Below are 15389 nucleotides of genomic sequence, written 5' to 3' on the forward strand. Positions count from 1 at the left end.
TTTATCAGTTGATTTTTATCCTTCCGGATACAATTGACATTTTGTTCAAAAGCTCTTCTTCTACCTTCATCGATTTACCGCTTAAATTCCTGTTTTCCTGCGGGTCACTACCCAAATCATATAGTTCTCTTTTTGCCGTTGCTTCGTTATATATGAGTTTCCAGTCTTTTGTCCTATAAGCACAAATATTTGGCTTATTCGGAGAAGGGTGCGGACCGCTTAATGGCGCAGTCTCTATATAAGCCTCTCTGTCAATGACCCTATTCTCCTCTATGCCGTCATAAAAAGATTCTCCCTGCATTTTTTTAAAACCCTCTTTCTGTTCAATCCCGAGCATGGCCATTAAGGAAGGCATTATATCAATAGTCCTGACCAGCGCATTGACCTGCCTGGCCTTCGGAAGTAAGGAATTGTATATAAAATATGCGAATGTCATTACTGTATAATCATATACAAATACGCCATAGCATTTTTCACCCGGCTTCTCGCCCAAAGAACAGCCATGGTCAGTCAATACCACTATTAAAGTATCTCTGAGGGCATTATCATTAGAAATCAAATCAATTATTTCACGCAGATACCTTCCAGCCTGCGCGACAAAACCATCATAACGCTCCAGGTTCCTATCTGTTTGGTGAAAATATTCTTTATCATCATCAGTAAATTTATTTACGACCTGACTGATAATCCCTGTATGGATATTGCTGTATTGGAAGAACAGAAAAAATGGGGCTCTTGTGCCTGCCTCTTTTATCATATCCTTATGCCTTAACGCAAGGTTATCTTTATATTCATCATGCACTGTTATTTCCGAGAAACCCTGAGCAGGAAGTATAATTTTCGACAAGACATCTGCCTTTGTATAATACCCTTGGCCCAAAAGATACTGCTGCAGCGTCATGCAATTATCAGCATCAAAATCAAGATTGCCGTAATAGGAATCTACACCGTTGCGGCAGCCATACATCCCGGTTAAAATCGCATGTACAGAGGCAACTGTGTATGGTGCATATGTAACCATGTTTGGAAAAAAAACACCTTCCTGTTTTAAATCCTGAAAAATCTGGAAAGAATCCAGCCTGTCTGCTCTAAGCTGGTCAATCATCAGAAAGATTATATTGGGCTTATTTTTCATCAATGTATGTTCCTCAGGATATTCATTATGCCACCCGGCGAAATACGCCTGGGATTATTCGCTAATCTTTCTAAATTAGCGTTCCTGGAAATAACCATCAACTGCCTTTTTGTCTTTACGCCGAGTTTTGAAAGGCTTGTTTCAAGATTTATCTCTCTCATCAAATAGTATATTTTATCTCTGCAGCTATGGGCATCACGGCAACCCATTAAAGAATATAACTCTTGCAGGCTTTTCTTCACAAAGCTGCTTCCTCTTGTATCAGCCGAATCCGGATCTGTTATCCTGGAATTAAAAATAAGCGCCTCTCCGATAGTTAAGGCAACAGCATGGCCATGTGGTATGCCAAAATATGAAGTTAAGGGATAAGATAAGGCATGTGAAACGGTTGTTTTAGTGATATTGATGGCTTTCCCCGCCAAATGCGCCGCCAGAGACATAGCCTTGCGGCTTGAACGGGATGGTGATTTAACAGCCCTAACAATATTATTTAACACCAGGTTAATCGCGCGTTTGGCTAATTTTTTAGAAGCCCTGTTTGAAGCAACGCTCCAATAGGACTCTACTGCCTGGCAGAAAGCATCCATTCCCGTACAGGCAGTCAGATATTCATCCATAGATGTGCTCAGCTGCGGGTCAATAATAGCTGCTTCAGGCAATAAATATTTGTTAGAAACAGAATACTTTACTTTGTTACGGTAGAATACCGCAAAGTGCGTTGCCTCGCTGCCGGAACCGGAAGTCGTAGGTATGGCTATCAGGGGTTTCGGTTTACTGTATGTGTTTTCCTTTGATTTAACATAGTAGTCTATGCTTCTACTTTGGGGAGAGAAGAAATTGACTAATTTTGCCAGATCAATAACGCTGCCTCCACCAACAGCAATAGATAGGTCCGGCAAGAATTTTCTATGCGCCCTGATACCTTTCTTAATATCAGATAATTTGGGGTTATCGCTAAAATCAGAGAATCTGCTGACTCGGTAATGTTTAAGAGTTTTGGTTAAGACGAATTTTGCACCGCTTTTTCCGAACGAACTTTTTCCTGAAAATAAAAGTATTTTCTTAGGGTGATACTTATCCAAAAGTTTATCCAGTTTTTTCAAACTGCCAAAACCAAAAAATTCTTTATATTTCTTCATTTTATTTAATGGATTCCATAAACTTTTTCTTAATTTCATATAACGAGGTTGTTGGCCGCCCTAATCCGGGCCTTGAGCCCTTTTTTACGATAACTTCTATTAAACACGGCCCATGCTGTTTTGTATCATTCAAAGATTTTATCAGCTGGCTGACAGAATAAACCCTGCATGCTTTCCTATATCTGCAGGCAAGGGCAATAGAAACAATATCAATATTGAGCGCGGCTGTAGCTTGCCCTCCTACAGAGTCGTGACAGCCATTATTTAAAACGATATGCACAAAATTAGCAGGGGAAGTTGAGCCGATTATTGCCATGCCGCCCATGTGCATAATAAGAGCCCCGTCTCCATCAAGGCAGTAGATCGATTTCCTGCTCTCTAACGCAACTCCTAATGCAACCTGAGAAGCATGCCCCATGGAACCAACTGTCATAAAATCCAGGTTATGCGAAAGCTCAAGTGACTGGCGAACCTCAAACAACTCCCTGGAGATATAGCCTGTTGAAGAAACAACAATACTCCGGTCACTGATATTGCTGATTATGGTTTTTATTGCTTCTTCGCGGCTCATAAATGAAAGGTCGCTCTTTGGTGTTTTTGACGCTCTCTTTATATAGGGCTCAAAGGTTCCCTTTTTCACTATAATTGCTACAGGACAGCTGCGCTTAATCATAATCCCGTAGAGTTCTTTGACAATTTTATCAGCTCCGGCAAGATCCCCCGGCAGGATCCTGTAAGGAACACCCAGCGCCTTCAACATCCCTAAAGTGACTTTACCCTGTTTTAGATGCTGAGGCTCATCTTTAACCTGCGGCTCCCCGCGCCAGCCGATCAACAACAGCATCGGTATTCCATAAACTTCAGGATCAGCCAGAGATAAAAGTGGGTTAACGCTGTTACCCAACCCTGAATTCTGCATATATACGAGCCCCGGCCTGGCGGTAGCTAAGAAATTCCCTGCAGCTAAAGCTATCGCATTGCCCTCATTAGCTGCGATAATATGTTTTTTCCTGCCGACCGTATCCTCAATAAATGCACAAAAATCCTTTAAAAGAGAATCCGGAACTCCGGAAAAAAAGCTTATTTTTTTTCGCGTAACCAGTTTAAAGAAATCCCTTGGTTTCAGCATGTATTATCCTTCTCCCAATTTATTAAGCTGATTATTTCTTTTATCGGCATACACAAATTCTCACAATCATACGCCCTTTCGTTCTTGAGGATCTCTATGGCGACCTTTTCCATAGCAGGATAAGCGGCGCGCAGCAACTGGTTTGCATAAATAACCATATTCACGCCGTTTTTTATGAGCTCATTTTCATGGACTTGGCTGCAAGTAGAGGGTGCGACAACTAAAGGCACCTTTTTGTCAAATTCGGCATATTCCTTGCAAAAATTAAATATTTCCTCCGGGGTATTTTGCCTGGTGTGGATCATGACCCCATCTGCACCGGCACCGATATAAGCCTTTGCCCTGCTGACAGCGTCATCCATACCCTTATTTAAGATAAGGCTTTCTACCCTGGCTATAATCATAAAATCATCAGTAACCTGGGATTTCTTGCCCATACTGATCTTATGACAAAAATTTTCTATACTATCCTGTGTCTGATTTGCTTCCGCGCCAAAAAGAGAATTTTTCTTAAGCCCTATCTTATCTTCGATTATTACCGCTGAAACCCCCAGCCTCTCAAGTGTCTTGACTTCAAAAATAAAATGATCAGTTATACCGCCGGTATCCCCATCAAATATTATTGGCTTGGTGGTAACTTCTAATATCTCATTTAAGGATATCGACCGCGAGGTCAAATCAACACACTCTATATCTGGCTTGCCCTTTGCAGTAGAATCAGTAAGGCTGCTGAGCCAGATGGCATCAAACTCTTTGTTTACCTGCCCATTAGAAAACCGCGCATTCTCTACTATCAATCCGGTAATACCATTATGGGCTTCAAGCACCCTGACAAAGCCTTTTGCCTGGAACATCCTTCGAAGCTGCCTGATCCTTACCTGAGGAGTAGTGCCTATTGAACGCAACTTTTCATGCAGCAGGGTTGAGGATATGCCTGCAGTATATGGGATTTCAACCAGCCTGCCGCCCCATTTTTTTAACGTTTCAATCACCCTATCCCTGACCTTTGCCTGTACACCCTCCCTCCAGTCATCACCGTGCACGACATAATCGGGGCGCAACTCTTCAAGGTTCCGGACATAATCCAGCGTATCCTGAGGCACCACCATGGAGACACCTTTTATATTCTCTATGATTATTTTTCTCTGCTCAAAAGACAGAAAAGGGATCCTCTTGTAGCTTGCTATAGCGCTATCAGTAAGAAGCCCAACTGTCACCTCCCCGAGTTTTTTTGCTTCATTAATGATATTCAGGTGCCCGGGATGGACTAAGTCAGCGCTCATTGCCACATATACTTTTTTCGACATATTTTTGTCTCCTTGTATCTATTTTATGTAGCCAAGTTTTTTCAGTTCTTGGCTCACTGCTTCTATATCCTTCTTATTATTTTTACTTATATATTCCTGCCTTTTAACGCGGCAATGAGAATAATCCTTGAATCTTGGCTCTTGCAGACTTAAAAAACTATCATTAAAAATCTCTTTATTTACTTTTCCATCCAGGTCTTCTGGTATCGGCAGTGACCTTGAATATAATACATTGGCAAATATATCTACTATATCTAAACCAATGACCCTTGAATTTTTATTTGCCTTTGGGCCGCAAAATATAAACAATGCTTCGATACTATGGTCTAAAACCGGCTCTTTGAATTTTCTTACATGTTTTCCCGATATGATTTTCGTCCTGTCACTAAACCCGCTGAATCCTATATATTCATTTTTTAGCTTCGCGATTATATCGGGCATCTCATTTAGAAACCGGCCTGAAAACACCTCTTCTCTTAAATAAACCCTTTCAACAATTTTTTCACCTGTATCCGGATCGGTGATTTCACTCAGTAATTTTATTAACTCCTGCCTGAATAACTCATATTCCCTGCCTTGGTTAATAATACCAAACGGCCGCTGGCCTCTGGTATTAATCGTTACGGGCAAATAATTGCTTGTCGGAGGAAGCAGACTGTAAGCCTTGGTCTTAAGCCAGTCAAAAGGACAAGGATTAGTTAAATTGTCATCGATAATATCTTTAGAAAACCTGAAAAAAGGCACTGAAGGAAGGTTAAAAGAAACTTTAATCTTATATAATAAATTCATGATTTTATGCCATAAGCTAGCCTTCTTATCATGCTCTTTATCAGCAAAGTTTCTTACTTGCTCATTAATACTCACTAAGCCTAACAACTTATTTTCATAAAGCCACCTATGCAGTAAAAATTCCTTATTATAGTTAGCAGCTCCGTGGTCAGAAACGATAAAAAGGTCGGTTTTGGCCAGATCTACCGCTGCCATGATTTCGCTTAATATTGAATCAAGCTTAATATAAAGGCTGTCAATATACTCTCCGTTAAGGCCTAGCATGTGGTGGGCTTTATCGGGGCTCATGAAACCAAGCGTAAACATGTCCCAATCGTAATTCTCCATTATGCATAATGCCGTATCCTTGGTTTTATTCATCTTATACACATACGGTTCTGGCCTTGAAAGATCATAATCAAAAAATTTAGTTACTGCCAGTTCCGTAAAATACCCAACCTTTCTTAAGGGCTCACAAAGGAAAGCAGGATAACAGAAGTTTTCATCCTTTGGGCTTAAATAATCCGAAATCATTATGCCGTTTATCCTCTCAGGAGGAAATGAAAGCGGTATATTCATGACAACTGAATTCAAACCGAAATCACTAAAAATATCCCAGTACCTGGGCTCATCAATCATAGAAGCATTAACTACTACGGGGCTTAAAATATTCTTATCGTATCTATAATAACCGGTAACGCCGTGTTTAGCAGGATTTTTTCCGGTAATAAAGCTTGGCCATGCCGGCAGGCTGTCAGGAGGAATAGTGGAATTCATTTTTCCGCTTGCCCCGCTATTGATCAACATCTTAAAAGTAGGCAAAAGCCCCTTTGAAACCATATCTTCCACTTTATCAAGGCTTATGCCGTCAATAGCTATCACGAGAGTCCTACATTGAGAAACAGACGACCTGCCTGTAGGTATAAGCTTAAGCGCGTCTTTAAGCAGAGCCATCGGCTCAAATTGCCTTTCAAATTTCTGCGCATCAAAGCTTTTGCTCATACTCTTTAATCCTTGCCTTTGCCGTGTCCGGCATTACCATTAAAGGCCTCAATTTCTCTCTTTAATTTCTCGTACTGTTCCATCTTCCAGACAAAAAATTCCTGCGTAAGCCTGACCTTAGTCTTTATGCCATCAGGAGTCAACATGTACATATATCCAATTTTATTTTTTGAGTTTTTAAAATTCTTAATCTCAATAAAGCCTTTTTCAACAAAGGCATTGATAAGAAAATTGACTTTGCCTAGGCTGATCTTCAGCTTTTGTGAAAGGTAGCGCTGGGTGATCTGGGGATTAGCTTCGATTTCCGTTAGGACCCCTAAGGAATGCTCTAATTTGACTATATTATTACCATTATTATCCATATATGTTCAGACCTTGAACATATAATATATCAGATAAAATAAAAAACTCAAATAATATTTTGTAAAAGATTATACTGTAGGCGGTTACATTTGACTAAAAATTAATACTGGCGCCTGAAGTGACGACAAAATCTCTGGAATTTAACTGCTGCAGCTTAATAAATACTCTACTATCTTTGCCGAAAACCCCCCTTACGCCTAAATTTAACTTCATGCCCAAGGATTTGCCCTCTTTGGAAAGCAGCTCAATGACTATCTCATTGTTATCTCCTAGTCTAAAATTTGACCCGAATTGGATTAACTTAACCTGGCTATCACCGTATTTAACCTCAAACGATAACCCGGTTTTTCTAAAAAGCTTCCAAATCCCATAAATAGATATGATTTTATATTGATTATCCTTCTTAGATAACCCTGCACCTAAGCGATATTTAATACAACCATCTTTGGGATAAAGATTCGGGCTTTCTAACTGTACTTTGAATTCAAGACCGCTATCCCTTGAATCAGCAAGTATATATTTTAACCTGTTGGTTGCATCAATGCTCCAGAATCCGTCAAATGCAATTTCATGATATGACTTTTTCTTGGTCTTAAGCTCCCTTCGATTGTAACTATATGAAATATTCTGGTTATCATTCAACTGCCAGGAATTCTTTAAAACAATACTACTGTCCCTTTTTGTAGCCACTTCAAAAGTGAGCCGGTTCTTTTTGTCCGCACACCAGAGGCCGGTGATGGCCATTAAATAAAAATGGCCCAAATAAAACTTATGTACCGATGTTTTATCCGGGCCGAGATTATTAAAATAAACGCCCTTTTCCTCTACAGTCTTGATTTCAAATCTCAGACTGTTATCATTGACGGCGAGTATATCGCCTTTTAAAACAAGCCTCTGAAGCCTGCCGTTTTCTTTCGAGCCCGTAACGGTAAATACCAGGTTATGGTCTTTATCCAGGCTCCATCTGCCTTCAAATTCGATTTTCGAAGGGAGATTCTCCTTTATCCTCCAGCGGTTTGGTTCATTAAGCTCATATATAAGATTATTATTCTTATCGGCCTTGAATCTGCCGTTTACCGTTATGGCCCTTTTGGATCCGGGCTTTTTGATTATCAAACGGTTATTATTATCTACGGAATAAATCGGCATTAATTGCTCCGGCAGCTGCATTTGCCCCTTTTAAAATCAGCTATATGCCCTATTACCTTCTTTGCGGCCATAAAATAGTATTTTAAATCATCCAGATCCCTGATTGAGATTAGTTTCCTGAATATAAATTCCGGAGAAAGTGAAATCTTATACATGTATTCAACCATTTCTTTAAGTTTGTCGTCGCTGATCAAAGTTTTCATCACAGGCTTAGTCATATCATAGTCATCCCAATCCGAATACTTCAGCCAACCGTTAGATCTGCATTCATCAAAGAGCATGGAGCCCGGATAAGGGATCACAATAGTTGCCTGCATAGTATAAGCATAACCTTTTAGCAACAGCCATCTGCCTAATTTTAAAGTCTTAACGGCATCATCGTACGTCTCCCACGGATAGCCGAACATTATAGTGATGTGTGGATACAGGCCTGCACGCCTTGCATCTTTACAAGAAGTTATTATTTCCTCAACCTTCAAATTTTTATTAATCCGGTCAAGTGTGCTTTGGTTTGCTGATTCTATTCCAAATAGAAGCAGGCGGAAACCCGCGCTCTTCATGCTTTTATATTCCTCAAAATTTAAGGCGCCAAAACGCATATTGCAATCAAAATAAACATCTTTATTATAACCTCTCTGCCTGGCCCCATTACAAAAGTCGCTAAGCCAACTTCCCGTAGGAAGGCTTCCTGAATCATCCATTATTTCTTTCACGCCGTATTTATCTATCAGTATCCCGACCTCATCTAAGACGCTGTTAACGCTGCGGCTCCTAAACCTGGGATAAAGGGTAGGCCAACTACAAAATGTGCATTTGCCCCACCAGCAATCTCTGGCTGACATTATGTACGTCCCGGGTTTTAGCTTATAATTTCCGTTCTTAAACGCATAATTTCTCCATTTAGTTAAATCCCGGTCGATAAACGGGATGTTGTCTAATTCGTGGTCAAGCTTAAACTTGCCGGTATTGCTTATACGGTTATCATCTCTATACCAAATCCCCGCCTCAAGCTTTGTTATCGTGCCGGAGTTTAACGAAAAAGTGCTGCTCTTTGCGATTAAATTACACAAGTTAAGCAAAAGGAAATCATAATCTCCTCCCGTCAGAATAAAATCTACCTTACAATTCAGCATAGACTCTTCAGGAAGCGCTGTTACATGGTCGCCGAATAATACAGTTTTTACCTTTTTGCCGTCTATGCTTAACGAGCTCAGTTCGTCAATCATCTTCCAGTGCTGCTTTACTACCGGGGTCTTGGTTTCAAAAGCTATCAGGTCCGGTTTCTCTTTTTTTATAATCTCGATAAATTCTTGCCGTGAAATATTCTCAGCAATAGAATCCAGCCACAAAACATCATAGCCGTTTCTCTTTAGTAAAGTCGCGGCCTGGGCAGGGACCACAGGATAAATATAAGTAGGCTCAGTGAAATACTGGAATTGCCTGTTTTGACCCAGGGTAGGATATCCTTTCGCTGATATTAATGGCGGATAAGCTATTATTACTTTCAATTTTCTTCCTTAAGCTTTTTGGCTAACAGACCCTTTAAAAAAAAGGCTCCGTAGGTTAAATGGGTAGCAATAACCCCGAAAAAAACACAAGGGGACATCAGGACCTGTTTTTTAATGCTGAATGCAAGCACGATAAGGGCATAAAGAGCTGCGCCCGATAAAAATAAAAACCTGAAATGAATGCTAAAGATTGAAATAATAGCACCGATTGCTAACCCAAGAGTAAGAATTGATGGCAGGAAATATGCAGGTTTTAATGAATTCTCCGGGAACCTTTTTACAAAATAACCCCGGTGAAGCGCATAACTGGCTATCTGCCTTAAATGAGGTATGAATAACGGTCTGCGATGATGCCAAACAAGGACTTCCGGGTCATAAACGATCTTTCTGCCGCTTTTAATTATGTCCAGACAAAGCTTCGTATCTTCTCCCGGCCAAAAGGCGGTATTAAACCCTCCTAACTCCAATAATACTTGCTTGCGTACAAATAAATTACACGAAGGGAAATCATCTACTTCCTGCTTTTTTCCAGGCACATATCTGTATTTGTAACTGCCGCTGACAACTATTGAAGAATACACTAAACCGCTGGCCCTCTGCATAAAACTATCCTTATCGGGCGTAACAGCCGGTCCGCCGACCGCAGCAACATCAGGATTGTCAAAATTCCTTACAGCGTTCTTCAGCCAATCTCTGCACGGATATGTGTCATCGTCCAGGAACGCGATAATCTGGCCTTTGGCATGCTTTAAACCCATATCCCTTTTAAGTCCGGGGTTAACCGGACCAGTGGGTATTATGCTTACCGGGACAGCTATATCCAAAGGTATGCCACCCTGAAAGCTCTGATCGGGGAGGATCAAAATCTCAAAGTCAGCGTAATCCAGGCACTTGCAACTATCTACGCATTCTTTTAAATTCTTTTGCCATGTTTTTACGGCGATAATAATCGATACGGTCATAGTATTTTATAATATGCATCCTGTAAAATATTGCCAGGGTATCCCAAAAAGTAGTTATCATTGCCTTTAAACCGATCCTGCCGAAAGGGCGCTTAGAATCCAGGACAATGGGAGCCTCCGCTATTTTGTATCCCAAATGGTTTGCGTTTGCTAATACTTCAAGGTCAAATGCAAATTTTTTTACCAGTATCCTGGGGAATACCGCCTTTAAAACTTGTGTTTTAAAAAGCTTAAGCCCGGTCTGGGTATCATGACAGGGCAAATTGAACAAAAGCTTTATTATCAGATAGTAAATATAACTTATTATCCTGCGGTAAAATGGGTAATTTACCAGGGAATTTGGGTGCAATTTTGAACCAATAACGATATCTGCATTATCAAGTTTCATTATATCAAATAGTGTCTGGACCTGAAGCGGATGGAGGTCCATATCAGCATCGATAAATACTACATAGTCGCCGTTAACATAATGAAAAGCTTTCTTCAATGCCCTGCCTTTGCCCACGTTAAAAGGGTTTTTCCTGACAATGACCCTGCCGTTATGCTTTTCTTCTATCGATTTTAAAATATCATATGTATTATCGGTTGAGCCGTCATCAAGGATTACAAGTTCCCACTTGCAGCCGAAATTATCAAATGTTTTAATAGTTTCGTTAATGCTGGCAAAAATATTCTCTGCTTCGTTATAAGTCGGCATCACTATAGATACCAGACCGTCAATGTTTCTCATTTTTACGGAAAGCAATTAAAAACATTATTGTTAAAAGAATTACCGAATTTATACATACGATCCATTGTACCTGAAAAATGCTCTCATGGAACAAAATTATTAAAATATTCTGAGATAAAACTGCAATAATAAGATATTTAATGAAACGCAGGTCCTTGACCGATAAAAAGTACGAGATCATTAAATACACCATGCTATAAGCTGTCATCGAAAGGCTGAATATTCTTCCCAGAGCAATAGTCTGGCTGTAGGTTTTTCCCGTAAGCATCCTTAGGGTAAACTCAGGCATGATGTTATAGAATATTAGCCCGCAAAGGCATAACAAAAATACATATCGCAGGCTCTTGTTAAGAGTTGATTTAGTATCGAGGTTCATCGCCTTAAGGCCGCTTGTTTTAGGGAACATTACCAGGCTTATTGCCGCAGGCATAAATAGGAATATCTTGCCTACCATCTGCGCCAAAGAATATAATCCGGAATCGGCAGGATTAAAATAATGCTTAACTAGCACCATGTCGGAACTTATTAAATTCATGTAACAAAATTGGCTTGCTGCCACCGGTAGCAAAAAGATCAATAGGCCCTTATAATCCATGCTTGCAAAATGTCTGCCTTGGGATAAACGGATATAACTGCGCAGCGGAATATAATAAATGATTATTATAAATAAGCTTGATATAAAAAATGCACCCAGCGCTCCATTTATGCCAAAACCTAATGAAATAAGCATAAATCCCAGAAAAAGCTTGATAAGACTGCCTGAGATTGAACCGGCAGTAAGCCAATTAAAAAACTCCATACCCTGCACCCCGCCGTATACCACAGGAGCAAACCAGGCCAGAGAAATAATGGCTGCCAGAATATATCCCGGGGCTAAAGAATCTATTTTAAGAATATTGATTATAAATGGGCAGGCTAAAATAAAAATTATTAGCGTTACAAATGCTAATAAGTATGTTTTTCTTATCAGACCTGAGAATAAATCAATGATCTTATCCTTGGCATTTTGCGCTTTAAATTCAGAAGAAAATTTAGCTATCGCAAGCTGGAGGGTGCCTATGGGTGAAGATATTATCAGGAAAATCGACAGTAACGAATTAAAAGCGGCAAATTCAGCGGCGCTTAGTTTATGTGCGATAAGCAGCTGATAAAGCAGATTAAAGAAATTGACTAAAGAAGTCCCGGCAAATACAATTAGTATATTTTTGCTGAAAGTATCTGCCCTTTTTATCCTATTTATCATTACAGGGTTTTATTATAAGATTATCCGCAAAAACCTTCTGCTTCCAATCTTTAATATTCCTTCGCCCGAAATAACAAAATTATCGCTTTCTACCTTTTTGCCGTTAAAAAATATTGCACCTTGCTTAATTAGCCTGCGCGCTTCGTTTCCGCTTGCAACCAGGCCGCATTCTACCAATACTGCTAAAACATTCTTGGTTTGTGATATTTTGTATTCAGGCATATCAGCGGGCGTTTCCTTATTGCTGAAAACTTTATTAAATTCAATACATGCGGACTTCGCAGCCTTTTCGCCATGGAATTGCGATACGATTAACTGCGCTAAGTTCTCTTTTGCCTCTTTAGGATGCATATTTTTAGCTTGAGCTATATCAAAGTCAGTAAGAAGCTCGTAGTACTTGGACATCATCTCATCTGATAGTGACATTATCTTACCAAACATCTCAGAAGGACCCTCATTGATACCGATAAAGTTGGCAAACGACTTACTCATCTTTTGCACTCCATCAAGGCCCTCCAGAATGGGCATTGTCATTACTACCTGTTGCGGCATGCCATAATCCTTTTGCATATCCCTGCCAACCAATAGATTAAAGATCTGGTCAGTGCCTCCAATTTCTATATCTGCAGCAAGTTTTACCGAATCATACCCCTGTAAAAGCGGATACATAAACTCCAGCAAAGATATATCCTCATTTCTGGATAATCTTTTCTTGAAATCAGCCCTTGCCAACATCTGGGATACTGTAGCATGGGTAGTCAGGTTCAGCATGTCGGCAACCGACATCTTTCTGAACCAGCTGCTGTTAAAGGTTATCTCAACCTTGTTCATATCCAGAATCTTACCGATCTGGTTTTTATATGTCTTTGCATTCTCGGCTACTTCTTTGCTGCCAAGCTGTTTTCTCTTTTCAGACCTGCCCGTCGGGTCTCCTATCATTGCAGTAAAATCGCCTATCAAGAAAACCACCTTATGCCCAAGTTCCTGGAATTTACGCAATTTCCTTAGAAGTACGCAATGGCCCAGATGCATATCAGGCGCAGTAGGGTCAAAACCGGCTTTTATAATAAGCGGCTTCTTATCCTTGAGGCTATTGTTAAGTTTCAGCCTTAATTCCTGCTCAGAGATTATCTCGACAGCGCCACGCTTAATTATTTCTAGCTGCTCGTTTACGCTCTTAACCATCTTTATTCCTTTTTAAAGTTAAACTTTTGCGCTTAATCCGATCTTCGCCTGGTCAATATCAACCTTGATTACCTTTACTTTTATTTTATCGGAAGGTTTAAGTTTAGCAGATTCCTCTTTATCAATTTCGCTGGCGTAAATTAAGCCCTCAAGGTCCTCGTCAATTTTGACAAAGACACCAAAATCGGTAATGCTGACGACTTCGGCTTCAAGCACGGTATCCAAGGGGTACTTCTCGGCAATTTGCTGCCAAGGATTGTCCTGCAGCTGCTTAAGGCCCAGAGATATCCTCCTGTTTTGGCTGTCAACCGAAAGGATAACTACCTCAATTTTTTGCCCTTTCTTAAGTAATTCCTGAGGATGGTTTATTCTCTTTGTCCATGACATATCGGAGACATGAATCATACCCTCAAGATTGCTGTCTAGTTCCACAAAAGCTCCGTAGTCGGTAAAACTCCTGACTTTGCCGGTGACTTTGGAGTTAACAGGATATCTGTTTTCTGCGTCAAGCCATGGATTCTGCTCCAGTTGTTTAAGGCTCAACGATATTCTCCGGGATTCAATATCCACGCTCAGAATCTGGGCTTCCACCATATCCCCTATGGCAAATATTTCGTTGGGGTTGCTGATCCTTTTTGTCCATGAGATCTCTGAGATATGGATAAGGCCCTCTATCCCCTTTTCTAGCTCTACAAAAACCCCATAAGGCAATATATTAACAATTTTGCCTTTGACCTTAGAACCAACGCTATATTTATCCTCAATCCCCTGCCATGGATCGGGCAACCTTTGCTTCAACCCTAAAGAAACCTTTTCAGCGGCCTTATCCATATTAAGTATCATAACCTCGATCTTGTCTCCAAGAGCCACTATCTCGGAAGGATGGCTTATTTTCGACCATGACATATCGGTAATATGCAATAGCCCGTCAACGCCTCCCAAATCGATAAAAGCCCCGAAATCGGTTATTGCCTTAACAGTCCCGGAAAATACCTGGCCGATCTTTAGGTCGTTCCACACCTTCTCCTTGACCTCTTCTTTGAATTTCTGCACGGCTTCCTTCCGGGAAAGGATTATGCTGTGCCTTAGATTGTTTATCTTAACGATTTTAAACTTAAATTCTTTGCTTAAGATATCCCTGTCCTGTATACCTTTAAAGGAAGATAGCGATAGGGGCAGAAATCCTTCCACACCCATGACATCCACAAGGAACCCTCCTTTTACTTTTTTATTCGGCCTGCCGCTGACAAATTCCTGAGTATTATATGAACTGACTATCTTATCCCAACCCTTGATCCGGATTGCTTTTTCCCGTGATAAGCCGATCATGCCGGAGTCGTCTTCGATTGAGTCAACAAGAAAATCAAGCTCCTTATCGACCTGAAGGTCTTCCTTGCTGAATTCTGAGATAGGAACGATTCCTTCCGATTTAAATCCCACATCGACTAAAACCTCTTTAGGTTTGACAGAAACGATTCTACCCTTAATTATCTGGCCTTCGCTTATATCCTTGATACTTTCATTGTAAAGCTGCTCTAAACTCATGCTTGCGTCTTTCATTTATTGATTCCTCCTAATATTATTTTAGTTAGTTTTTTACGTTAGTATCCACAAAACCGCACCTTTTAAGGTACGGATGGAGTGTGTACGTTCAGTATTCCGCTCCAAGAAACCTCAGGCTAAAGCCTGAGGGCCTTCATTTTCTATTTATTTTAACTTGCTACAAAAAAACACCTCCCTTACGGATAATTTTTAGACCTTAAGGCATC

13 protein-coding genes are annotated in these 15389 nt (G+C 40.3%); all 13 read right to left on the reverse strand.

What is annotated here, in order from left to right; genetic code table 11:
• Positions 1-4 precede the first annotated feature (4 nt).
• Positions 5-1135 (reverse strand): hypothetical protein, encoded by a 1131-nt coding sequence (locus C4533_04235; protein RJP29011.1) that lies wholly within the window; start codon positions 1133-1135, stop codon positions 5-7.
• On the reverse strand, positions 1135-2313 hold the full coding sequence (locus C4533_04240; protein RJP29012.1) for an iron-containing alcohol dehydrogenase family protein: 1179 nt from the start codon (positions 2311-2313) through the stop codon (positions 1135-1137). Before C4533_04240 ends, C4533_04235 begins: the two co-directional genes overlap by 1 nt.
• The gene (gene aepY / locus C4533_04245) at positions 2276-3403 is read right to left on the reverse strand and encodes a phosphonopyruvate decarboxylase (protein RJP29013.1); all 1128 of its coding nucleotides are present in this window, start codon (positions 3401-3403) and stop codon (positions 2276-2278) included. The genes C4533_04240 and aepY overlap by 38 nt, the downstream gene beginning before the upstream one ends.
• A complete protein-coding gene (gene aepX, locus C4533_04250; GenBank protein RJP29014.1) occupies positions 3397-4710 on the reverse strand; it encodes a phosphoenolpyruvate mutase in 1314 nt (437 codons plus the stop codon). Before aepX ends, aepY begins: the two co-directional genes overlap by 7 nt.
• An 18-nt stretch (positions 4711-4728) precedes the next feature.
• Positions 4729-6480: a hypothetical protein gene (locus C4533_04255; GenBank protein RJP29015.1), complete on the reverse strand. Its 1752-nt coding sequence runs from the start codon at positions 6478-6480 to the stop codon at positions 4729-4731.
• Positions 6481-6485: 5 nt separating this feature from the next.
• Complete coding sequence (locus C4533_04260; GenBank protein ID RJP29016.1) at positions 6486-6842, reverse strand: MarR family EPS-associated transcriptional regulator; 357 nt, start codon at positions 6840-6842, stop codon at positions 6486-6488.
• A gap of 94 nt (positions 6843-6936) precedes the next feature.
• Positions 6937-7992: a hypothetical protein gene (locus tag C4533_04265; protein ID RJP29017.1), complete on the reverse strand. Its 1056-nt coding sequence runs from the start codon at positions 7990-7992 to the stop codon at positions 6937-6939.
• Positions 7992-9500: a radical SAM protein gene (locus C4533_04270; GenBank protein RJP29018.1), complete on the reverse strand. Its 1509-nt coding sequence runs from the start codon at positions 9498-9500 to the stop codon at positions 7992-7994. The genes C4533_04265 and C4533_04270 overlap by 1 nt, the downstream gene beginning before the upstream one ends.
• Positions 9497-10462 (reverse strand): glycosyltransferase, encoded by a 966-nt coding sequence (locus C4533_04275; GenBank protein ID RJP29019.1) that lies wholly within the window; start codon positions 10460-10462, stop codon positions 9497-9499. The genes C4533_04270 and C4533_04275 overlap by 4 nt, the downstream gene beginning before the upstream one ends.
• On the reverse strand, positions 10398-11192 hold the full coding sequence (locus C4533_04280; GenBank protein RJP29020.1) for a glycosyltransferase: 795 nt from the start codon (positions 11190-11192) through the stop codon (positions 10398-10400). Before C4533_04280 ends, C4533_04275 begins: the two co-directional genes overlap by 65 nt.
• Positions 11179-12435 carry a hypothetical protein gene (locus C4533_04285; protein RJP29021.1) on the reverse strand — a complete coding sequence of 419 codons (1257 nt, stop codon included), beginning with the start codon at positions 12433-12435 and terminating at the stop codon, positions 11179-11181. Before C4533_04285 ends, C4533_04280 begins: the two co-directional genes overlap by 14 nt.
• 12 nt (positions 12436-12447) lie before the next feature.
• Entirely contained in the window at positions 12448-13620 is a 1173-nt protein-coding gene (locus C4533_04290) for a tyrosine--tRNA ligase (GenBank protein RJP29022.1), read from the reverse strand.
• A gap of 18 nt (positions 13621-13638) precedes the next feature.
• Positions 13639-15180 carry a 30S ribosomal protein S1 gene (gene rpsA, locus C4533_04295; GenBank protein ID RJP29023.1) on the reverse strand — a complete coding sequence of 514 codons (1542 nt, stop codon included), beginning with the start codon at positions 15178-15180 and terminating at the stop codon, positions 13639-13641.
• Between the last annotated feature and the right edge of the window lie 209 nt (positions 15181-15389).

Source organism: Candidatus Omnitrophota bacterium, from assembly GCA_003598025.1.
Lineage (GTDB): Bacteria > Omnitrophota > Gorgyraeia > Gygaellales > Profunditerraquicolaceae > Profunditerraquicola.